Raw genomic sequence first — 23992 nt, 5'->3', positions numbered from 1 at the left:
TTAATTTTTTATAAATTTAAACACAATCAATTTTTCAACATACTAATGGAAATCAACGACTTAACTTTTAAAATCAGGGGAGCAGCGTTTACTGTTCACAATGAATTGGGTCCAGGTCTTCTTGAAAGCGTATATGAGGCAGCTTTGGCATTTGAACTAATTAACTTAGGATTAAAAGTCCAAAGTCAAGTTCCTCTACCTGTCCAGTACAAAAATGTGAATTTGGAACTAGGCTTTAGAATTGACCTTTTAGTAGAAGAAAAAATCATTATTGAAATCAAATCCGTCGAAGCCATCCACGATGTGCATAAAAAACAACTGTTGACTTATTTAAAGCTTTCGGAGAGAAAAGTTGGCTTACTTATCAATTTCAATTCCCTCAAACTTGTTGAAAAAGAGAGTATTGTCAGAATAATAAACTGAGACAGCACCTATTTTACTCACAGATTCCACAGAACTACACAGATGATTTAATTTCTGAATTTGGAGTTTCTCATCCCTTTCAGGTTTGACTTTTCAGAGTCCCACTTAAACAGTGATTCTCTAAATTCTTTATCTGTGATCATCTGTGCCATCTGTGAGAAGTAAATTTTAGCTCACAGATTCCACAGATCTACACAGATGATTTAATTCCTGAATTTGGAGTTTCTCATCCCTTTTGGGTTTGACTTTCCGGAGCCTCACTTCACCAGTGATTCTTTGAATTCTTTATCCGTGGTCATCTGTGAGAAGTGAGTTTTTAGCTCACAGATTCCACAGATCTACACAGATGATTTAATTCCTGAATTTGGAGCCCCTCGTTCCATTTGGGTTTAGCTTTCTGGAGTCAAACAAGCACCACAAAGACGGTGAATTCTTTATCTGTGGCCATCCGTGCCATCTGTGAGAGACTTTTTTCAAAATTCAATTATCTTCCATTTTTTGTTTCACCCAACTATAACATGTCAGACGCCCAAAACCCAACAGAAACGCAGGAAAAACTCCCCCGTAACCTCGGCCTTTGGGGCGTTTGGATGCTGGTAGTAAACGGTCTGATCGGAGCCGGAATTTTTGGACTTCCAAGCGGGGCAGCCGCTCTAGCCGGAGAGTATAGCGTACTGATTTATGCGTTTTGTGCTCTTTTGATTCTGCCGGTGATTCTCTGTTTTGCGGAATTGGGAAGTTACTTCCGGGGAACCGGCGGTCCGGTCCGGTATGGTACTTTGGCATTTGGACCATTCATAGGTTTTCAGGGAGGCTGGTTGTATTACCTAGCCCGTTTGATTTCCTTTTCCGCCAATACGGTACTTCTCACAGACAGCATCGCGTATTTTCTACCGATAGCAGGAGAAAGCACCGGACGGCTTATTTCATTAGCTCTGATTTGTATTGGCCTCAGCGTGATCAATGTCTTGGGTTCAGTGGAATCAATCCGGTCTATGACGGTCTTCACGATCATCAAATTTGCGGTTTTGATCCTGCTTCCTGTGGGAGGATTTATCATTTTGGGCGCTGAGGTGATTCCAAGATTTGATTCACCGGTTCCCCCGTTTTCAGATTTGGGAAGTGCAGCATTGCTGTTGATTTATGCCTTTGTGGGTTTTGAGGGAGCGGTGGTACCCGCTGGAGAAGCCAAGCGCCCTGAGCGGGACATGCCTTTGGGATTGCTGTTGGGACTGGGAGTAGTAGCCGTATTATACATGCTCATTCAATTGGTTACCCAGGTGGCTGTTCCAAATTTGGCAGATTCCAAAACCCCGTTGTTGGATGCATCTGCGGCACTTTTTGGAAGTAGCGGTGCGGTAATTTTGATGATTGGGGTAGTTGCATCCGTTTTGGCTAATTTGATTGGGGCCATGTTTTCCTCCACCCGACTGACCTATGCGCTTTCACTGGAAAAGTCCCTCCCTGCTTGGTTTGGAGCAGTTCATCCAAAATTTCTCACCCCTGCCAATTCAGTGATTTTCTTTGGGATTTCCGCGTTTCTGCTTTCAGCCTTTGGCTCCTTTACCGTGTTGGCAGCGATGACTGTCTTGTCTCGGCTTTTCCTGTATATCATGAGTTGCGCAGCGATTCCAAAGCTCCGACCTCAATTCCGGGGACAGGGAAAATTCATTCTTCCAGGCGGTTTTGCAATTCCTGCGTTGGGAATACTAGCATGTCTTTGGCTGATGCTTCAGGTCAGTGAGCGGTCAATCTGGATGACGGCTATTTTTATTGCGATCGGGACTGGCCTGTATTGGCTTGGGAAAAGGCAGAGTTGATGTTGGATTTCGGATTTCAGATTTCAGATTTCAGATTTGGATCAAATCATATTTCAATATTCAACATTCGATGTTCGGAGTTCTTTTTGTTCGACATTCGATATTCGATATTCGATATTCATTATTTAAATCATTTAATGATTCCGGGTTCTTCAATTTTGAAATAATATCGAACACCGAATAATGAAAATTGACCCGTTTTCTACCTCCATTATCTCTACTTTTACTTTATGTCTACTTCCAATCTCGCAATCCGAACCGTTATTTTCAGCATGTTGGGAAGTGCGGGTTTGGCTGCAATCAAGTTTGCGGCGGGAATTTTTGGCAACTCCTACGCACTGATCGCTGACGGGATTGAGTCGACCGTGGATATTTTCTCTTCATTTTTGATTTTGCTTGGGCTCAACTATGCCGCCAGACCTGCCGATGAAAACCATCCTTATGGACATGGAAAAGCTGAACCCCTGATTACGTTTTTGGTGGTGGTCTTTTTGGTGGTATCGGCCTTTCTGATCGGGTGGCAATCCATCCAAAACATCCGAACGCCACATGCCCTTCCTGAATCCTGGACCCTTTGGGTGCTGGCGGGAATTATACTTTGGAAGGAAATCACCTTTCAGATCGTGATGCAGCGAAGCAAAAAACTCAAAAGCTCCTCGCTCAAAGCAGAAGCCTGGCATCATCGGTCCGATGCTATTACCTCTGTGGCCGCTTTTATCGGGATCTCGATTGCCTTATTTGGCGGAAAGGGCTTTGAAGTTGCGGACGATTACGCTGCCTTAATCGCCTGTGGCTTTATTCTGTACAATTGCTACGGTATTTTCCGTCCGGCATTGGGGGAAGTGATGGACGAAAACAACCACGATGAGTTGATGGAAGAAATCCGCAGTGTGGCCCTTACAGTAAGCGGTGTGGAAGGGACAGAAAAATGCTTTATCCGCAAAGCCGGCATGAAGTACCATGTTGATCTGCATGCCAAAGTTCTGGGCAACCTGAGCGTAACCGAAGGCCATAACATCGCTCATCAGCTCAAAGACACCCTACGAAAAGAAATCCCCCAACTGGGACATGTCCTGATTCACATTGAGCCCTTTTCAAAGTAAAAACGTCAACGTTCAAAAATGATTTTTTTGGGGTTTTGGTGATTTTTTTTCTATTCTAAACCTTTCAAAAAACTGATTTACAACAGCTTGAACCCAGCCAATGCGCGCTTGGTCCTATTTCTTTCAAATTTTGTCCTTCAATCAACTTAAGACCTGATTTTTCTCAGGTTTTTTGTTGGAATAATTCTCAACTTTTGAAGGTAATATGTTCCAGAAAAGTCTGAATTTTTAAAAAATCCAAAAACTGATTCTTTCAATTCGGACAAATTCAAATCAGATAGAAAGAAATTAACCGAGACATTTTCCCCGCCAAATCATAATCCTATGCAATTACTCTTTAAAGTCAGAAACCAAGTTTTAGGTTTTTTATCACTCGTTGTCCTGCTTTCGGCCTGTAAGGAAGAAGCAGTCACGGTGGTACCACCCGTACAGGTGAATGTGGTAAAAGCAGTTCAAAGTGACGTCCCCTTGTATGAAGAGTTTGTGGCCCAAGTCTATGGTAAATCGGATGTCGATATCCGAGCCCGTGTAGAAGGCTGGGTAACCTCTGTGAATTTCAAGGAAGGTTCGGTCGTCAAAAAAGGAGACCTCCTCTACACCATCGATGACATCGAATACAAAAACCGGGTAGACCGTCAGGCAAGCGAAGTGACCCGCGCCCAGACCGAACTGGTCCGTGCGGAGAGCGAATTGAGCCGGGTGCGTCCTCTGACCGAAATGAACGCCCTGAGCAAAAAGGATCTGGACAATGCAGTGGCGGAATTCGAAGCTGCAAAAGCCCATGTGGCATCCACCCGATCCATGCTCGAGAATGCAAGAGTGGAATTGGGCTATACCCGAGTCACGGCACCTTTTGACGGAATCGTGGGTATCTCCAACGTACGGGTCGGAGACTATGTAAGCCGTGCCGGTGGCACTTCAGTTCTAACCACCATTTCCAGCGTCGATGGAGTGAGAGTTCGGTTCCAAATCAGCGAACGCGAATATTTGAGAATTGCTCAGCTGACACCGGAAGAACTTGCAGGTGCACGAAGAAGTGTGGAACTGATTTTGGCTGACGGAACGACTTTTTCTGAAAAAGGTGAAATAGATTTTGCAAACCGTGAAATCGATCCAAAAACAGGTACACTGACCATTGAAGCATCCTTCCCAAATCCCAACGGCCTGCTTCGTCCGGGACTATTTGTAAAAACAAGGGTATTGCTAAAAACTGCCGCAGCTGCAGTTTTGATTCCTCAGCGGGCGGTATTTCAGCTTCAAAATCTAAATCAGGTTTTTACGGTATCTGATTCCAGCACACTGAAGGCAACCACCGTGGTCGCAGGGCAAAAAGTCGGAGACGCCTGGATTATTACCGAGGGTCTGAAACCAGGTGACCGTGTAGCAATTTTGGGTTCGGCTGGCCTTGCTGCCAATGCCAAAGTCGAAGTAGTCGAGCAAGCCTGGACTCCGAAAGGCAACTAATCCGAATCTTTTCCCACTAATTTTCTCCCTAACGATATGAGTGAGTTTTTCATAAGAAGGCCCATAGTCGCCATGGTGATCTCGATTTTGATGATCATCATGGGTTTGATTACCCTGGGCGGAATCCCGATTTCCAAGTACCCGGACATCACGCCTCCGATGGTCCAGGTGACGACTACCTTCACCGGAGCAAACGCCGTCAACGTGGAGCAAGCCGTGGCTACTCCGATCGAGCAGCAGGTAAACGGTGTGGAGGAAATGCTCTACATGAAATCCATCAATGCAGCCGATGGATCGCTGACCCTTCAGGTGTCCTTTGAGGTAGGCACAGACTTAGACAACGCCAACATGCTTACCCAAAACAGGGTATCTCAGGCGAGTGCAAAAATGCCCTTGGAAGTGAAAAACTTCGGGGTGACCACCAAAAAGTCCCTGGTATTCCCGCTGATGCTGGTGTCCCTTTCCTCTCCCAATCAAACCTACGACGCGTCTTTCCTAAACAACTATGCCAACATTAACATCGTCGATCAGCTCAAGCGGGTCAAAGGTGTCGGTGATGTGATTCTCTTCGGCGGGGCTGATTATTCCATGCGAATCTGGCTCGATCCTGACCAACTGACCAAACTCGATCTGACCGTAAACGACGTGTCCAATGCCGTCAAAAAGCAAAACGCGATTTCTCCTGGCGGTAAATTCGGTGCACCTCCCTCCCCCGCCGGTGTGGAGTACACCTATACCGTTACACTTCAGGAGCGATTGGTTACCGAAGAGGAATTTGGAGACATCATTGTCAAATCGGATGAAAAAGGATCCATCGTTCGCTTGAAGGACATTGCCCGGATCGAACTCGGTTTGGACAATTACAACTCCTCCAGCCGACTGAATACCAAAGCGGCATCCACCATTGTGGTGTACCAGATGCCGGGATCCAACGCACTGGAAGTGGCCGAATCGATTGAAACTGCTGTGGCAGATCTGGAAAAATACTTTCCGGACGACTTGAAATATGACATTTCTCTGAATACCACCCGTGCGGTTTCAGTGGGTATTGAGGAAATCATCCATACCCTCTTTGAAGCGGTTGCGCTGGTTATCATCGTGGTATTCCTATTCCTTCAGGACTGGAGAGCGACCCTGATTCCCTTGCTGACCGTTCCGGTTTCCCTGATCGGTACCTTCATCATCTTCCCGATGCTGGGATTTTCAGTCAACGTACTCTCACTCCTGGGGCTAGTCCTCGCCATAGGTTTGGTCGTCGATGACGCGATTGTGGTGGTGGAAGCGGTAATGCATAACATCGAGCATGGCATGAAACCGAAAGAAGCTACCCAAAAAGCCATGAAGGAAGTGGGCGGACCGGTAGTGGCGATTGCCTTGATCCTTGCGGCGGTGTTCGTTCCGGTGGCTTTTGCCGGAGGCATCACAGGCCGACTCTATCAGCAGTTTGCGATTACGATTGCGATCTCGGTATTGTTCTCCGCCTTCAACGCATTGACACTGAGCCCAGCGCTTTCCGCAATTATTCTTAAGCCTAAAAAAGAATCCAAAGGATTGCTTCAACGCTTCTTCAACGCTTTCAATCGGGGCTTTGACAAGTTTACCTTGGGTTACACCGGAATTGCCGGTGCCGTAGCCAAAAAATCCATCCGATCCCTGATCATCATCGGTTTTGTGGTGGGTGGAATCCTGTTACTCAACGGAGGAATTCCCGGAGGCTTTGTTCCGGAGGAAGATGAAGGTTACTTCATGGTGAATATCCAACTTCCTGATGCCGCGTCGTTGGAGCGCTCCGATGAAGTGGCCAAAAAAGTGGAAGCAATTCTTGGTCAGCATGAAGAAATTGAATTTTCTACCATGGTATTGGGATACAGCTTGCTCAATCAGTCTTTTTCCACAAGCAATGCCTTTGTGTTTGTGTCGCTCAAACCATGGGATGAACGAACCAAAACAGCCAAACAGCTCATTCAGGAGACTAATTTGGCTTTGAGGAGTACGGTAACGGAAGCTTCTGCGATGTCATTTGGCCCGCCTCCGATTGAAGGATTGGGTACCTCGGCCGGTTTCACGCTTCAGCTTCAGGACCGATCCGGAAATTCTCCCCAATACCTGGACGAGCAGGCTCAGGCATTCATAGCCGAAGCCCGGAAACGTCCTGAAATCGGAAACATTTACACCCTATACCGATCCAATGTCCCTCAGAAAAAGATCGTGATCGATTTCGACAAAGTCGAAAAACTGGGCATTGACCTGAGTGAGGTGACGAGTACCATTTCCACCTATTTGGGAAGTGCCTACGTCAACGACTTCAACCGATTTGGACGTCAGTATAAAGTTTTCGTGCAGGCTGAAGGCAAAAACCGCCTGGAACCTGATGACCTGGCCAAATTCTATGTCCGAAGCAAAGCCGGAGAAATTATCCCGCTGAGTACCATCACTACGGTCGAAGATAATTACGGTCCTTCCTATACCAACCGATTCAACATGTACCGTGCTGCGGAAATTTCCGGCGCACCGAAGGAAGGATACAGTTCCACCGATGCACTCCGTGCCTTGGAAGAAGTCGCGGCGGGAATGCCAAAGGAAATCGGGTACTCTTGGAGCAACATGTCCTATCAGGAAAAAGCTGCCGAAGGTACCGGGGGCACCATGTTCCTAATGGCCTTGGTCTTCGTATTCCTGATTTTGGCAGCACAGTATGAAAGCTGGACGCTACCCTTCTCCGTACTGCTGGGCGTACCGGCTGCGATATTGGGAGCATTCCTCGGATTGTGGCTGGGAGGACTCTGGAGCGTCAGTTATGTGAACAACGTTTTTGCCCAGATCGGACTCGTGATGCTAATCGGCTTGACCGCCAAAAACGCGATCCTGATCGTGGAATTTGCAAAAATGCTCCACGAGGAGCAGGGCAAATCGCTTTATGATGCAGCCATGGAATCCGCCAAACTCCGACTCCGTCCGATTCTGATGACATCCTTCGCCTTTATGCTCGGGGTAGTTCCCTTGCTCACTGCCTCCGGTGCCGGTGCCGAAGCCCGAAAAGTGATGGGAATGGCCGTTTTCAGCGGAACCTTGATTGCGACGATCATCGGGGTCATCGTGGTTCCCGGACTCTATGTGCTGATTGAAAGTATCGGGGGAAAGAAAAAGAAACCAACGCCTCCTGCTTCACCTGCTGTTTCACCTTCTGAACCGACTCATTGATGAAAAAGTTAATCATACCGATCGTTTTTCTGTTGGTTCTTACCGGTTGTGCCGTCGGACCAAAGTACTCCAGACCGGAAACCGTTGAATCAAAAACACCGACAGGGTATACATTTGCGCTTACTGACGCCGACTCCATTACCAATCTCAAGTGGTGGGACGTATATCAGGATACCGCTTTGCAGTCCCTCATCCAATACGCCCTGGATTCCAACCTGAACCTGCTGACGGCAGTGGCCCGGGTAGAGGAAGCCCAGGCTATTTTGGGCTACAACAAAGCCAATCTTGGACCTGCCTTTGGGGTGGCAGCCGGAGCACGAGCTACTGATTTCAGACAGCAGGCTTCGGAAGCAGGAGTAGGGTTTAACACCAACTCGTACTCTGTGTTGGGCAATGTTTCCTGGGAGATTGACATCTGGGGAAAACTCAGACATGCCAACAGGGCCGCCTATGCCGAATTGCTGGCTACGGAAGAAAACCGCAAATCGATCTACATCAGTTTGGTGGCACAGCTTGCCGAACTGTATTTCAATCTGCGGGGCTTGGATGAGCGCTACAAAATCACCCAGCGAACCTACGAAACCCGTCTGGAATACCTGAGAATCATCAACCTCCGCTTTGAAAAAGGGGAAGTGTCCGAACTGGACAAACTGCAGGCCGAGCAGATCGCCGCAGATTCCAAGGCACAACTCTACAGCTTGGAGCGGGGAATTATCTTCGTCGAAAATGCAATCAATATCCTGAGCGGCAGGCCCTACTCCCCTATCCGCAGGGGATTGCAAAACGATCAGCAGCAGCTTCCTTTGGAAATCCCAAGCGGACTTCCTTCCGAACTCCTGACCCGAAGACCGGACATCCAGCAGGCCGAACAACTCCTGATAGCCCAAACCGAACGGATCGGAGTGGCTGTGGCAATGCGGTTTCCATCCTTGAGTTTGACCGGATTTTTGGGAGTCGCCAGCCCGGATATCTCCAAGCTCTTTGTGCCGGGCGCGGGTTTGGCTTCTGTTACGGGTCAGTTGGCAGCCCCGCTGTTCCAGTTTGGACAAAACAAGCGACGGGTGGAAGCCGAGCGGGCCCGGGCCAAGCAATATGCCTTTCAGTATGAGCAGACCGTAATTGAAGCCTTTGCCGAGGTGGAAAACTCCCTGGCGGAGATCCGGACCTATACCAATGAATATGACGCGAGAAAGCAACAGGTCGCCGCTACGGAGAAATCCCTGATGCTGTCCAAAGCGCTGTATGACAACGGCTATACTTCCTTCCTGCAAGTGTTGGATGCTGAGCGCGAACTCTACTACTCCGAATTTGAAAAATCCCTGGCATTGGAAAACCAGTTGATTTCCTCCGTAAGGCTGTACAAGGCGCTTGGGGGAGGTTGGTGAACCCTGTCAGGCTGAGCACTGGAGCTACGGGAGTAGCGTATATCGAAGCGCGATGGTGAAAGAGTTGGAAGACCGAAGACGGGAGACCGATGCTTCGACAAGCTCAACACAAGTTTCGGATTTCGGTGGTCTAGAATATAAATAGTAAAAGAGCCGGGGGAGAAATCCCATCGCCCAAGTGAGTGTCTTCACTTTCTTGAAAAATTCAAAATATAGTTCTGAATCAGAAGATATAATTAAGCCCTCCATCTAATTAAAAATAAACATGAAAAAGAACACTAATCAATCGATTTATGTGTTTTTATTCCTTTCGATAATAGGACTCGCATTCAGGTGTGCACCTAAAACTCCGGAAGAAAAAACCACAACCCCAGTGCAGTCATACAAAATGACTACAAAAATTCCTGAGGGAATTGCTATTCCGGATCAGATTGACTCCCGCATTGGAACGCTCAACTTTTTCGATGGATTTCCCGACAGTGCAACCGTCGATAAGTTGTATGATAACCTTGACTTTCAAAGGGCTGTTCAGGCCTACCTGCTTGGGTTGGCACCGGTAAGCCAGTATGCCAATCGAAAAGGTATTCTGGAAGTTGGCCCGGCAAATTTAACCGTGCCCATTTTTGAGGACATCATGAATGCCCGCTCTCTTTTCCTTACCCCTAACAACAATACCCCCTATACCTGGTTTTGGCTCGATCTGAAAGACGGACCTCTGGTTATGGAGATACCGCCAAGAGTCCTTGGGTTGATAGATGATATGTGGTACAAATTTGTGACGGATTTGGGATTTATGGGACCTGATAAAGGTGAAGGTGGCAAGTACCTGCTGCTTCCGCCAAATTACAAAGGCGAAATTCCTAAAGGCTACCATGTAGTGCAAAGTCCTACTTACAGCATTTGGGTTGCCTGGAGAACCTTCCTTGTCGATGGAGACACCAAACCAGAGGTGGATAATGTCAAAAAGCTCACCAAGATCTATCCCCTTTCTCAAACAGGCAATCCGCCTTCGCTGAATTTTGTGAATGTTTCTGACAAGGATTTCAATTCCATAGCACCGGCTGATTATACCTTTTGGGAATACCTTGATAAGGTAGTCCAGGAAGAACCTACCGAGACCGTTAACCCAGTTACATTGGGCTATTGGGCGTCCATTGGTATTCGCAAAGGTCAACCTTTTAATCCTGACGAAAGGATGAAGAAGATTTTAACTGAAGCTGCTTTGGTTGGTGATGCCACCGCACGTGCCGTTTCCTATAAATCAAGAGAAAAGGACGCCTATTTTTATCCAAACAGTGCATGGTGCAATCCAATGAATGCAAGTGGATACACTTTTGAAAAAGATGGAGTAAGCCTGTTGGACATGAATACCTTCTTCTTCTTTTACGCAACGGGTATCACCCCTGCGATGGATTCAAAGGTTGTTGGGCAGGGTTCTCAGTACATGGCCGCGTTTGTTGACTCCAAAGGCAAGGGACTCGACGGTGGAAAAAATTATAAACTCCACCTCCCTCCCAATATTCCGGTAGCCAATTTCTGGTCTGTGATTTTGTACGACAATCAGACCCGTTCCATGCTTCAAAATGACCAAAAGTGGCCGGCCGTCACCAGTCAGTCTAAGGAAACCCTTATTAACCCTGATGGGTCTGTGGATATCTATTTCGGCCCAAAACCTCCTGAGGGAAAAGAAAACAACTGGGTACAGACCATTCCGGGAAAAGGTTGGAATACGCTTTTACGAATTTATGGTCCATTGCAGCCTTGGTTTGATAAGACCTGGAGGCCAGGTGAGATTGAAGAAGTAAAGTAAAAGGCAATACTTGTTAACAGGATAAAACCTTGCAGGAGATCAAGCAGGGCTGGATTTGAGGATAAAGAGCAAAAGAGCCGAGGGAGAAATCCTTCGGCTCTTTTGGTTTACAATCGATTCACCAAAAAATGAGAGGACAGAATCCTGAATACTCCAATTAGAATTGGGAGATGCCGATTGACGTCGTTAGACTCCCCCTTTTCCCGATAGCTATCGGGAGGGGCAAGGGGGATTTTTAAATAATTAAAATAAACGGTTCCGGTTAGTGGAGACCTGCCTTCGGACAGGCAGGCACAAACCGGGGCGAAAGAGCCGGGGGAGAAATCCAACCGCCAAAGTAAGTGTCTTCACTTACTTGAATGATTCAAAAAACGGTTCCGGTTAGTGGAGACCTGCCTTCGGACAGGCAGGCACAAACCGGGGCAAAAGAGCCGGGGGAGAAATCCTTCGGCTCTTTTTTTTACTTGAAATCATAAAAATACCCAGTACTGGGTATTGTGAAAAGAAGGATTTAGGCCGTTATTGAAAAAGAAAATTCAGCCGAAAGGTGTACAAAGGCAGTCAAATCAGGCTGATAGGTGGACTAAAGGTGCATGAATAGGCGAGTTAGTGGCAACCCTATGGCGACAAACCAAACAAGAAAAATCGAGCTCCAAAAGAAAATTACAATGACTAAAACACGGACGAAATGCAATTAAATATCAAACAGCGATTTTCAGTTGTTGCAATATACATCGGCTTAATTTTAGGTATCGGCTACTACTTTTCTAATGACTGGCAATTTCTTATTGACACAAATAACAATTTAAACGCAGTTCTAATTGCTACAGGACTTGCACTAATTTTAAGTGTTTACATAACCGAGCCTTACTTTTCAAAACCAGTTGACGTAATTACAAGGTGGGTAGCAATATTTCTATTTCTAATCGGACTGAACAGCAAACAGTGTTTATCTCTTTCAAAATATTGGTATATCGCTTGTGCTGTTTTTACAGGGTTAGGCTTACTATTAATATTTTTGCATGGCTTCAAGAAATTTGAAAAACAGCAACGCATTGCAGTTGACATCATTTGCAAAATTTCAAGACCAGAAATTGTTTTTACGCTACTCTATTTTGACATTGTTGTTTCATTCTTTCGTTATGACCAGAAAGAGTATCCTATTCTAATTGGCTTTGGTTTTTTACTCGCTGTAAACAAACCCATTGTTTGGTTTGTGAATTTTATTTCCACTCAATTTAAAAATATAACTTCAACTACAGATGCTGCAAAATTCATAGGGCAAGTAATTGGACATGAAAGCACAGACCTATACAAAGTTGAACTTCAAAGTGACAATCCATTTAGACAAAAGGAATTGAAAGGTAGCTTGGTGTATCTTGAAAATATCACAAACGGGGTTGCTGGGATTGTTCTAAGTGAACGAATATTGTTAGGAAAAAAATGGTTAGAGATTTTATCCCTACGGGATGAAGAACAAAACCTCATTTCCTTCAACATAAAAACACTCATGCCACTCACAGGAGAAAAATCTATTTTCTCAAAAACCAACGCAGTCTATCTATTAAATATTGACGCTTTGGAAGAAGATGTTAGAAATGCAATCAATTCAAATAAAGTAAAGGCAAATTTTAAAAATTTAATAGGTTATGTATGGGAAGGCTCAACCATAAACAAAATAAAATTCAACAAACTTTTCTCAGATGAGCTTCAAAAGGAAAGAGGAATTGGAGAAGGAAGTATAATTCAAACTGAAATTGCAAACGAAGAAGTATTGTATCAAATAATTGATGCAAGAACGGACGAAGAAAGCTTAGAATTTAAGGACACACATGGTTTCACAATTGGAACAGCTCAAAAATTAGGTAGATATGTTGCAGTATCAAACGAACTTAATACAGTTAAATGGTTACCTGAAATTTACACTCCAATTTTTTTACTTGACCCTTTGAATGTTGCTTATGATAGTAACAACTTCATTGGCAAATTACCAAACACTAATTATGGCATACCAATAAAAACTCCCCACGAACTTGTAACTCACAATACCGCTATTCTTGGCATTCTCGGAATTGGTAAATCCTGTCTAACATTTGAATTACTTCAAAAATTACTTTCAACAACAGACGTTAAGATCTTCTGTATTGATTTGACAAATCAATATTCGAGGGAATTGCCAAAATATGTTTCGCCAACTTTAATTCAAATTGATTTTGTTCCAGCAACTTTAGCATCCTTAAAAGCAGGAAACGCAACTGGAGTTCCTGCAAACCCAGCTACTTGGGGAAATGAAGCATTGTATAAGACAACGATTGATACAGAGATTGATGCTTTTATAGCATCTGACAAAAGAGTTATCACGATAAATCCAGACATGCACAATGTTTCAAGACCAGGTAGTCAATTTAATATTACTCACAAAATTGATTTAACACCAGCTGAGAAAGTAAGATTGATTTCAGAAAGGTTAATAGTTAAAGCAAGTTTATTAGGCGAAACATCAGAAGCAAGGTTTCTCATTGTATTCGAGGAAGCACACTCTCTTGTCCCGGAATGGAATTCAATTGCAAATGAAGGCGACAAAAACGCAACGAACGGAACGGCAAAAGTTATCCTTCAAGGAAGAAAATATGGTTTAGGTTCATTTGTTGTTACTCAAAGGACAGCAAATATTAGTAAGAGCATTTTAAATCAGTGCAACACCATTTTTGCAATGAGAGTTTTTGACGACACGGGTAAACAATTTTTAGAAAACTATATTGGCTCTGACTATTCAAACCTTTTGCCGACACTTGAAGAACGGCATTGTATTGCAATTGGAAAGGCACTAAAACTAAAGCAACCAGTAATTCTTGAACTAAACGACATGAATGAAATTATTTTACCACCAGTTGTAATTCCTTAAAAGCAAACCCCCGCCTCTGCGTAGTCTATTGTCTTTCATGGTTGAGGTTCGTTGGACGCTGGGTGTAATTTGTAATTACACCCTAATATTCTTTGGAATTTGCAATTCCATTTCCGCACTTCCACTAAACCAAACCCCCATTTTTCCCCAAGATTGATAACTTTACCCCTCCCAAAAACTAGTACCCCTAATGTTCGAACAAACCTTTAAAAACGTAGATGATATACTCCACAAGGATGCGGGCTGTGGCTCGGAACTGGATTATGTGGAGCAGACTTCTTGGATTCTTTTTCTTAAATACCTCGACGATCTCGAGCAGGATCGCGCTACGGCCGCCGAACTCGAAGGCAAAGTCTATCAACCCATTATCACCGGAGAGTACCAATGGAACACCTGGGCAGCACCCAAGCTTCCCTCCGGCGAACTCGACCATCATCGGGCCCAATCCGGGGATGACCTCAATCATTTTGTCAACAACAAACTCTGGCCTTACCTCCGCAGCTTCAAGCTCTCTGCCCAAAGTCCCGACACCATCGAATACAAAATCGGGGAGATCTTCTCCGAACTGAAAAACCGCATCCAAAGCGGGTACAACCTCCGGGAAGTGATCAATCTGATCGATTCCCTGCGCTTCCGCACCTATGCCGAAAAGCACGAAATGTCCCATCTCTACGAAGGAAAGATCAAAAACATGGGCAATGCTGGCCGCAACGGGGGAGAATACTACACCCCCCGTCCTCTGATCACTTCAATCATCAAAGTCGTCAATCCTCAGATTGGGGAGACGGTCTATGATGGAGCTGCCGGGTCTGCGGGCTTCCTCTGCGAGGCGTTTGATTACATGAGATCGAGGAAGACGCTGACTTCTGCGGAGTCCGAAATCCTCCAAAAGCGAACCTTCTACGGCAAGGAAAAGAAATCCCTGGCCTACATCATCGGGATCATGAACATGATCCTGCACGGGGTTGAGGCGCCCAATATCATCCATACCAACACGCTGGCGGAAAACCTGTCCGATATTCAGGAAAAAGACCGCTACGACGTGGTGCTGGCCAATCCGCCCTTTGGGGGGAAGGAACGCGCCGAGGTGCAGGAAAACTTTCCGATTCGTACGGGTGAGACGGCCTCGCTTTTCCTGCAGCATTTTATCAAAATCCTGCGGGCAGGAGGTCGGGCCGGGATCGTGATCAAAAACACCTTCCTTAGCAATACCGACAATGCCACTGTCGCCCTGAGAAAGCAACTGCTCGAGACCTGCAACCTGCATACCGTCCTCGACCTGCCCGGGGGCACCTTCACCGGTGCTGGGGTCAAGACCGTCGTCCTCTTCTTCGAAAAAGGCAAACCCACCCAAAAAGTCTGGTTCTACCAACTGAACCTCGACCGCAACCTGGGCAAGACCAACCCGCTCAATGAAAACGATCTGGCGGAGTTTGTGGAATTGCAAAAAACCTTCGCCGATAGTCCCAATTCCTGGAGTGTAGACGTACGGTCACTGAGCGGAGCCGAAGTGGATCTCTCCGTCAAAAACCCCAACAAAAAAGAGGAAACCGCCCTGCGCTCACCACAAGCTATTCTGGAAGAAATGAAAGCCTTGGACGAGGAGAGTGCGGAGATTTTAAACTCAATTTTGGAGTTGCTATGAAAAATTGGGGGAAAACGAAATTAGGTGATGTATGTAGTTTTGTGCGAGGACCTTTTGGGGGTAGTTTAAAGAAGAATATTTTTAAGACTGAAGGTTGCGCAGTATACGAACAACAACATGCTATTTATGACCAATTTGATGACATAAGATATTTCATTGATGAAGTTAAATTCAATGAAATGAAACGCTTTGAATTAAAGTCAGGTGATTTAATTATGAGTTGTTCAGGGACAATGGGCAAAGTTGCAATTGTTCCTGAAAACATTCAAAAGGGAATAATTAATCAGGCTTTATTAAAATTAACTCCATCTAAAAAAATTTCAACCGTTTTTTTAAAGCTCTGGATGCAGAGTGAGAATTTTCAAGAGAGTTTAAAGGAATATTCAGGTGGTGCAGCAATTCAGAATGTGGCTTCTGTTGCAATTTTAAAGCAAATTGAAATCCCCCTTCCCCCTCTCCCCGAACAACAACGCATTGTTTCCATCTTGGATGAAGCCTTTGCAGCGATAGCCAAGGCAAAAGCCAATGCCGAACAAAACCTCAAAAACGCCAAAGAACTCTTTGAAAGCTATTTGCAGGGGGTGTTTAAGGAAAAAGGTGATGGTTGGGTAGAAAAAACACTAGGGGAAATAGGAAGTCCAAAAATGTGCAAGAGAATTTTCAAGGAGCAAACAACAGCCACTGGAGATATTCCATTTTACAAAATTGGAACTTTTGGTAAAGAACCAGATGCGTTTATTTCAAAAGAAATTTTTGATGAATTCCGATCAAAGTATTCATTCCCAAAAAAAGGCGATGTTTTAATTTCTGCATCAGGAACAATAGGTAGGCGTGTGAGATATGATGGAGAGCCCGCATATTTCCAAGATTCAAATATTGTTTGGATAGATAATGATGAGAAACAAGTTCTGAATGATTACCTATTCGTTATTTATGAATTTTGTAACTGGTCTCCTTCAAAAGGAGCTACAATTTCAAGGCTCTATAATAGTGACCTTACTAGTGTCAAAATCACGTTCCCCAAATCAAAAGAAGAACAAAAAGCCATCCTATACCAATTAGATACCCTGCGTGCCGAGACGCAGAAGCTGGAAGCGCTGTATCAGAAGAAGATCGCTGACTTGGAGGAGTTGAAGAAGAGTATCCTGCAGAAGGCGTTTAGTGGGGAGTTAGGAGGAAGAGATGTTGAGGTATGATTTCTTCCAGACACTACCATCTTCAAGATCCCAATCCACTAAATCCTTTTGAAAAATGTGAATTGGGCAGAGAAAAGTATGCTAAAATCCTCACCTCAATTATGGAGAATTATGCGGATGGATTTGTTTTAGCACTGAATAATAAATGGGGAGAAGGTAAGACGGAGTTTATCCGGATGTGGAAAGTCTATCTCGAAATGGAGGAACGGAAGTTTCAAACCATTTATTTCAACGCTTGGGAGCATGATTTCAATCGTGAACCGCTGACAGCGTTACTTTCTGAATTAAAGGAATTGAAAATCGGAAAGGATAAGAATTTTAAATCTATGGTTAAGTATGGAGCAAGATTTTCGAAAGCACTTGTGCCTACCGTTCTTTCGGCATTCCTAGAAAAGCATATCGACTCCAAAACCATCAAAGAAGCCTTTAATGAACTATCCGAGGAAGCTGTTCAAGTATTTGAAGAGGAAGTCAATGGATATGCTAACAAGAAAAAGGGGCTGGAAGAGTTCAAAAAGGAACTAGAAACCTATGTCTCCGAAATGGAAAAGCCCTTGGTGTTTTTCATCGATGAATTGGATCGTTGCAATCCAAAATATGCTGTCGAGTTTTTAGAAATAATCAAGCATTTTTTTTCAGTTCCTGGGATTGTCTTCGTCCTTTCAATTGACAAGGGAAATTTGATTAATTCTATCAAGGGCTATTTTGGAAGTTCAGAAATAAATGGAAATGAATATCTAAGGCGATTTATTGATTTGGAGTATTCTTTACCTTCACCGGTTCTCAATGATTACATTCATTACATGTTTCAAAAGACTGGAATGAGAGAATTTTTAAGTGCAGAAAACAGAAGATTAGACCAAAAACTCTCTGATGAAAATATTACTTTTTATGATCTGGCTTATTCATTTCTCAATAATTCGGAAGTTAACCTACGTCAAATCGAAAAAATCCTTTCTCATTGTTCGATAATTTTAAAAACATTTTCTGTTAGAAATTATACGTTTCCCAATGCCCTATTGACTCTTTTATTTATCAAGTTTATAAAGCCCGATTTTTATAATTTAATAAAAGACAGTAGGCTAAATTTTCAAGACTTTATTGATGAGTTATTTGATTTTGTAAGCCCAAAAATTAAAAAAGGAAAAGACCTTAATTTTGGTTACATCGAATCCCTTCTACTAGTCCTATACAAGAATAATGTTGCTAATAAAGAATTAGACCTATGGGAGAAGTCGGAAGGAAAAGAACAACAAGAAAAAAAGCTGAAAGTCACGCCTAAGCTTTATCGTAAGAAATTAATTTCTGATTATTCCTTTGAATATTTCATTGAATTTAATGAAAAACACTACCCAAAAGGTGGTGAACTGCATTTGGATTACTTCATTTCTAGAATTGAGTTAATGCACGAATTACAGAGGAGTTAAAGTCGATGAATGACCAAGAAAAAAATACCGAAGGATTTATCCCCGCACATGGAGGGTATCGGCATCTGTTTAGCTATCAGAAGGCTGAGATCGTCTACGACGGGACGGTATATTTCACGAATCGCTTTTTCAATAAATACGACCGGACAGTGGGTCAGATGGTGCAGGCCGCCCGCAGTGGCAAGCAGAATATCGCCGAGGGCAGCATGGCCTCTGCTACCTCCAAGGAAATGGAAATCAAGCTCACGAATGTCGCCAGGGCCAGTTTGGAAGAGTTGCAGATCGACTACGAGGATTTTCTCAGGACCCGCAAGCTTCCCATCTGGGAAAAGAATCACCGCCTTGTGGCTCGCGTTCGCGAGCTGAACAAAAGCACCCCCACTCCTAGCTACGAGACCTTCCAGAAAGCCATCGAGCACGAGGACCCGGAGATCTGTGCGAATGTGATGATTACGTTGATAAAAATTTGTACTTATTTGTTGAATCAACAAATCAAAAAATTAGAAATTGCTTTTGTCAAAGAGGGGGGATTGAGAGAGCGGATGACCAGAGCAAGAATCGAGGAAAGGAAAAAGAAACCATAGCTTTTTGGGACTTGTGGGACATTTGGGACCTCGTCCCAAGAGTCCCAAATGTCCCAGGTAGAGAAAAAAAAATAAACCTCATGAACGAATCCGAAACCCGCGCCGAACTCATCGACCCCAAGCTCAGGGAAGCTGGCTGGGGTGTGGTCGAGGGCTCCAAGGTCCTGCGTGAGTACAAGATCACCGCAGGAAAAATCCAGGTGGGCGGGCGAGGCAAAAAACAAATCGCAGACTACGTCCTGGTCTACAAAGGCACCAAGCTGGCTGTGATCGAAGCCAAAAGTGCAAATCAGGAAGTTGGTGAAGGCGTCATGCAGGCCAAGCAGTATGCCGAGAAACTGAAACTGGCTACTACTTACTCGAGCAATGGACGACAGATCTACCAAATCTGCATGGAGACTGGAGCAGAAGGGTTAGCGGATGATTTTTTAAGCCCCGAACAACTTTGGGAAAAGACCTTTCCGGCAAAGCCTGCAGAACTACAGGAAGACTTTTCGGAACAATGGAGAGCACGTTTTGCATCAGTTCCTTTTGAGGACAAATCCGGTTCATGGGAGCTTCGCTACTATCAGGAAATCGCCGTGGCCAAGACCCTCGAGGCCGTGGCAAAGCAAAAAGACCGGGTATTGCTGACCTTGGCCACAGGCACCGGGAAAACAGCCATCTCCTTTCAGATTGCATGGAAGCTGTTTCAGACTCGCTGGAATCTTCAGGATCGTAATAAATCGCCCGGTCAGGCCAGCAGAAGACCACGCGTCTTGTTTTTGGCCGATCGGAATATCCTCGCTAATCAGGCTTACAATTCCTTTTCGGCTTTTCCGGAAGACGCCTTGGTCAGAATCAAGCCCGACGCGATCAAGAAGAACGGAAGGGTACCGACCAATGGGAGTTTGTTCTTTACCATTTTCCAGACCTTCATGTCCGGAACGGGTGCGGATGGCAAACCTTCTCCTTACTTTGGAGCCTATCCCCCCGATTATTTTGACCTGATCATCATCGATGAGTGTCACCGAGGCGGGGCTCAGGATGAGAGCAATTGGCGGGCAATTCTGGAATACTTTGCTCCGGCAGTGCAAATGGGTTTGACTGCCACGCCCAAGCGCAAAGACAATGTGGACACCTATCGGTATTTTGGAGAGCCCGTCTACGTCTATTCCCTGAAAGAGGGAATCAATGATGGATTTTTGACTCCATTCAAGGTAAAGCGGGTTCAGACCACGCTGGACGATTACATCTACACTTCTGACGATGAATTGCTGGAAGGCGAAATTGAAGCAGGAAAGCGGTACGAGGAGAAGGATTTTAACCGAACCATTGAGATCGTGGAGCGGGAGCGAAAACGCGTCCAAATCTTTTTGGCTGACTGTGGACCAAAAGAAAAAGCGATTGTGTTTTGCGCCAATCAGGCCCACGCGGCTTTGGTTCGGGATCTGATCAATCAGGAAAGCAAAACCAAAGATCCGTTCTATTGCGTGCGGGTGACTGCCAACGATGGGGAAGAAGGAGAGCGGCAATTGCGGGAATTTCAGGACAATGAAAAAACTATCCCTACCATTCTGACTACCTCACAGAAACTTTCCACGGGAGTGGATGCCCGCAACGTTCGGAACATTGTGTTGATGCGCCCTGTGAATTCCATGATAGAATTTAAGCAAATCGTAGGGCGAGGCACCCGCGTGTATGATGGAAAAGAGTTTTTCACCATTTATGACTATGTCAATGCCTACCAGCATTTTGCCGACCCGGAGTGGGATGGAGATCCTGCTGAGCCGGATGAGATAATTGGAGAACCCCAACCGCCTACTCCATGCACCGAATGTGGAAAGGTAGTTTGCGAGTGTGTGAAAGAACCTGCAGCTCCCTGCATTGTCTGTGGTGAGTCACCTTGTATTTGTGAGAAAAAACCCAAAAAGGTAAAGGTGAAGCTGGCTCGGGGAAAGGATCGGCAAATCCAACACATGATGTCCACCTCCTTTTGGAGTGCAGACGGCAAACCTATTTCTGCGGAGGAGTTTTTAAATGACCTGTTTGGAGAATTGCCCAAGCTTTTCCGGAACGAGGGAGAATTGCGTTCCATTTGGAGCAATCCGGTGACCCGCAGGACCTTGTTGGAAAAACTGGATGAATTGGGTTTTCCAAAGAGTGATTTGATCACCTTACAAAAGCTGGTCAACATGGAAAAGAGTGACCTTTTTGATGTATTGGAGTACGTATTCAACGGAGATTACATAGCCAAATCCCGGGAAGAGCGGGCAAAATTAGCCCAACAAACCATCGTCCCCTTGCTTTCTGCCAATCAAAAAGACTTTATCGATTTTGTGTTGGAAAAGTATGTGGAAGCCGGCATCGATGAATTGGACGATTCCAAACTCAAAACCCTGATTGAAAACAAGTACCAGAGTTTGCCCGACGGACTTAGCATGCTAGGAAATGCCGGGGAGGTTAGGAAGCTGTTTATTGAGTTTCAGCAGTATTTGTATCAGGATGTGGTGGCTTAAATTTGAGTTAGACCTCGCCAAACATATACGAGCGAAACCCTATCTCCAAACCCATCCCAAACACCAATAGCTTCGCCATTTCTCACCACTTTACCTTTTCAGTACTAGAAGTCAATACCATTATGACCCAAAGACCGAACATTCTGATCATTTGTGGGAAAAACAAAAGGCGCAGCAGAACTGGAGAATTTATTTTTAAAAATGATTCACGGTTTAATGTCCGATCTGCGGGACTAAGCCCAAAAAGTGACAGGAAAATTTCTGAGGGGGATTTAAATTGGTCTGATTTGGTATATGTCATGGAAACCGAACATCGAACCAAAATCAGGGATCTGTATGGTCATTTGGATTTACCTGCTATCGAGGTCCTTCATGTTCCGGATGAGTATGAGTTTATGGATGAAGAGCTCGTTGATCTTCTTACTGAGAGAATTAACCAATCGCTTCAGTCTGCTTTTGGTATTTGATCGGCTCACTGATTCATGAGCAAGCTCCTTGAAATTTGCAAGTTCGAGGCCTTCTTCTAGAGTTTGTAATCCGACAACTCCTACCCTTTCTCCGGCAATAATTCCAAAATTCGATTCAACCCACTACTTCTCCTTGATCAGCCTTTCCAGTCGCTCCATCATCTCATCCTTTTCCTTTAGCATACGCTCATAAAGGGCGATTTTTTCTTCGTGAAACCTGATAATTTGATCCAAAGGATTAATGGATGAATTGTAAAAAACAGATGCAGGTTGATTGCAATGGTCGAATGTATTCGAGATAATATTAATCGCCTGCTCCTCATCAAAATTCTTAAAAGCTTCCACCGGAATCCTTAAAATCTCACCCACCTGCCGAAGTAGCTCCTCCTCCACTTCTTCCTTTTGCTCCAGCAGGCTGATCTTCTTCTGGGACCAGTCTTCTCCGAGTTCCTGAGCCAGGGCTTCCTGCTTGATGCCCATCATCTCTCTGAATCGCTTGATATTCCGGCCGTGGTGGATTTTTTCGTTCATTGTCTGAAGTATTAGAAAGGGAAATTAGGAAAATCTCCCCAAAGTCCTTGGACTAAATTATTCCTTAGTACTGATTCCAGCAAGGGAATCGGGGTTTTGCTTGATTTATCCGGACAAAAAGTGTCGGGTACCGTCATTGCACCGTGGTGCGATAGCCTTTCTCCTTAGCTCTGAGATCAGCAGGAGAATCGGCGGGACGAGTCATTTTTTCTGGACAAAATTTGTCTGCTTCCGTCATTAAGTCCGAAACGACGTTTGAGTTCACCCTGCTAGCACAGAATATTAATCGGATAGGCGCGAGGGTAGGATTTGCCAGCGAGCCGGCGTTCGGCCTTGTGCGGTAAGGACCGAGCGTTAAGAATTAGTTCAGTGAACTGATTTAGCGAGGGGCCAGCTTGCAGGGCGGGGCAAATCTTGATTTTTTCGTTCTTTTTTATCAAGAAAAAAGAACAAAGAAATGAAAAGCCTCAAAAGATTGCTTCGGGGCTTTCGTCACTGCGAGGAGGCAGGGAGCGAAGCAGTCTTTTTTATTTGATACTGCCCTTGAAAGATCGCTTCAGTCGCGGATAGATTGGAAATTAAGAAAAAACAAATCCTTTGCTCCTTCGCGATGACGGAAACGTCATTGCGAGGAGGCACGACGAAGCAATCCTATGCTTACTAAAGGATTGCTTCGGGATCGCAAGACTGAAAAACAACCTGATAATCAAAACAAGATCCCTCGCAATGACGCTACTTTTCGTCATTGCCCCGTGGATCGATAGCCTTTCTCCTTAGCACTGAGATCTGCAAGAGAATCGGCGGGACGGGTCATTTTTCCTGGACAAAATGTGTCTGCTTCCGTCATTAAGTCCAAAACAACGTTTGAGTTCACTCTCCTAGCACAGAATATTAATCGGATAGACGCGCGGGGAAGGACAAACCGTAAAGAAACAGCCCACTGGGCTGTTTTAGGTTTGGGCCAGCCTGCAGGGTGGGCAGCGAGACCCCCGCGCCTTTCTGATTGATGATTTGTGCTCAGCTGGCGAAACATTACTTAATATCACCCTTTGAAGAATGGGTGTAGGTGACACCAACCTGTCATGGCCATTTTGTATATGCCGGAATTTTTAGGACTCGCAATGACGCGAGACACAACCCGAATATTTTATTCCTCTTCTTTTCTAATTCATCCCCACATGGAATGGGACAGAAGTCCCGATTCATCCAATTTTCCGGCGAACAAAATCAGGAAAAATCATGCGTTTCGTATACCTCTCCAATTTCAACCAATCAGCCATCTCCTTTGAGGGCATCTTGATTGTCAGCTATGGCACTGATTCAAGCGGGTGCTCCGATCTCCTACTCCAGGCTATCGAAATGAACAGAAGACTTGTCGCCGCAATTTCTTCAGAGTGGGAATCAGAAAACCAATGCCTGGAACATGTCTCCCGGCTAATCGAGGAATGCATGAAATTGGAACTCACGGTCGCTGAAAATCTTAAAACCAGACAGCCATGAACCCATTGACCTCCATTCCAGGAAAAGAACTCC

At 44.9% G+C, this 23992-nt stretch carries 16 protein-coding genes; 15 read left to right on the top strand and 1 reads right to left on the bottom strand.

Annotation, left to right across the window (positions count from 1 at the left end; translation table 11 throughout):
* The first annotated feature begins 45 nt into the window (after window positions 1-45).
* The 14 genes from D0X99_RS18595 (at window position 46) to D0X99_RS20630 (ending at window position 21928) form a co-directional block, all read left to right on the top strand.
* The gene (locus D0X99_RS18595; RefSeq protein WP_119479375.1) at window positions 46-423 is read left to right on the top strand and encodes a GxxExxY protein; all 378 of its coding nucleotides are present in this window, start codon (window positions 46-48) and stop codon (window positions 421-423) included.
* A 518-nt stretch (window positions 424-941) separates the two neighbouring features.
* On the top strand, window positions 942-2243 hold the full coding sequence (locus D0X99_RS18590) for an APC family permease (protein WP_119479447.1): 1302 nt from the start codon (window positions 942-944) through the stop codon (window positions 2241-2243).
* A 230-nt stretch (window positions 2244-2473) separates the two neighbouring features.
* On the top strand, window positions 2474-3346 hold the full coding sequence (locus D0X99_RS18580; RefSeq protein ID WP_119479373.1) for a cation diffusion facilitator family transporter: 873 nt from the start codon (window positions 2474-2476) through the stop codon (window positions 3344-3346).
* A 324-nt stretch (window positions 3347-3670) separates the two neighbouring features.
* Window positions 3671-4810: an efflux RND transporter periplasmic adaptor subunit gene (locus D0X99_RS18575; protein WP_119479372.1), complete on the top strand. Its 1140-nt coding sequence runs from the start codon at window positions 3671-3673 to the stop codon at window positions 4808-4810.
* Window positions 4811-4846: 36 nt separating this feature from the next.
* Window positions 4847-8011 carry an efflux RND transporter permease subunit gene (locus D0X99_RS18570; RefSeq protein ID WP_119479371.1) on the top strand — a complete coding sequence of 1055 codons (3165 nt, stop codon included), beginning with the start codon at window positions 4847-4849 and terminating at the stop codon, window positions 8009-8011.
* Window positions 8011-9396, top strand: a complete 1386-nt coding sequence (locus D0X99_RS18565) for an efflux transporter outer membrane subunit (protein ID WP_119479370.1) — start codon at window positions 8011-8013, stop codon at window positions 9394-9396. Before D0X99_RS18570 ends, D0X99_RS18565 begins: the two co-directional genes overlap by 1 nt.
* 373 nt (window positions 9397-9769) lie before the next feature.
* Window positions 9770-11206: a DUF1254 domain-containing protein gene (locus D0X99_RS18560; protein WP_199708153.1), complete on the top strand. Its 1437-nt coding sequence runs from the start codon at window positions 9770-9772 to the stop codon at window positions 11204-11206.
* 688 nt (window positions 11207-11894) lie between these two features.
* Window positions 11895-14111 carry a helicase HerA domain-containing protein gene (locus tag D0X99_RS18555; RefSeq protein WP_119479368.1) on the top strand — a complete coding sequence of 739 codons (2217 nt, stop codon included), beginning with the start codon at window positions 11895-11897 and terminating at the stop codon, window positions 14109-14111.
* Between the two features lie 190 nt (window positions 14112-14301).
* A complete protein-coding gene (locus tag D0X99_RS18550; protein ID WP_119479367.1) occupies window positions 14302-15756 on the top strand; it encodes a class I SAM-dependent DNA methyltransferase in 1455 nt (484 codons plus the stop codon).
* Window positions 15753-16952, top strand: a complete 1200-nt coding sequence (locus tag D0X99_RS18545; protein ID WP_119479366.1) for a restriction endonuclease subunit S — start codon at window positions 15753-15755, stop codon at window positions 16950-16952. The genes D0X99_RS18550 and D0X99_RS18545 overlap by 4 nt, the downstream gene beginning before the upstream one ends.
* Window positions 16949-18379, top strand: coding sequence for a KAP family P-loop NTPase fold protein (locus D0X99_RS18540; protein WP_119479365.1), 1431 nt, complete (start codon window positions 16949-16951; stop codon window positions 18377-18379). Before D0X99_RS18545 ends, D0X99_RS18540 begins: the two co-directional genes overlap by 4 nt.
* Before the next feature lie 5 nt (window positions 18380-18384).
* Window positions 18385-18963, top strand: coding sequence for a four helix bundle suffix domain-containing protein (locus D0X99_RS18535; protein WP_119479364.1), 579 nt, complete (start codon window positions 18385-18387; stop codon window positions 18961-18963).
* Between the two features lie 80 nt (window positions 18964-19043).
* Window positions 19044-21461 carry an EcoAI/FtnUII family type I restriction enzme subunit R gene (gene hsdR, locus D0X99_RS18530; protein WP_119479446.1) on the top strand — a complete coding sequence of 806 codons (2418 nt, stop codon included), beginning with the start codon at window positions 19044-19046 and terminating at the stop codon, window positions 21459-21461.
* Window positions 21462-21760: 299 nt separating this feature from the next.
* Window positions 21761-21928, top strand: a complete 168-nt coding sequence (locus tag D0X99_RS20630; RefSeq protein WP_233553759.1) for a hypothetical protein — start codon at window positions 21761-21763, stop codon at window positions 21926-21928.
* Window positions 21929-22051: 123 nt separating this feature from the next.
* On the opposite strand, the gene D0X99_RS18520 is transcribed toward D0X99_RS20630, so the two are convergent.
* Entirely contained in the window at window positions 22052-22459 is a 408-nt protein-coding gene (locus D0X99_RS18520) for a helix-turn-helix domain-containing protein (protein WP_119479362.1), read from the bottom strand.
* Between the two features lie 1239 nt (window positions 22460-23698).
* Here D0X99_RS18520 and D0X99_RS18515 point away from each other — a divergent pair.
* Window positions 23699-23959, top strand: coding sequence for a hypothetical protein (locus D0X99_RS18515; RefSeq protein WP_119479361.1), 261 nt, complete (start codon window positions 23699-23701; stop codon window positions 23957-23959).
* The last annotated feature ends 33 nt before the right edge of the window (window positions 23960-23992 follow it).

The organism is Algoriphagus lacus, assembly GCF_003583985.1.
Lineage (GTDB): Bacteria > Bacteroidota > Bacteroidia > Cytophagales > Cyclobacteriaceae > Algoriphagus > Algoriphagus lacus.
This window is presented reverse-complemented; position numbering and strand designations above follow the sequence as displayed.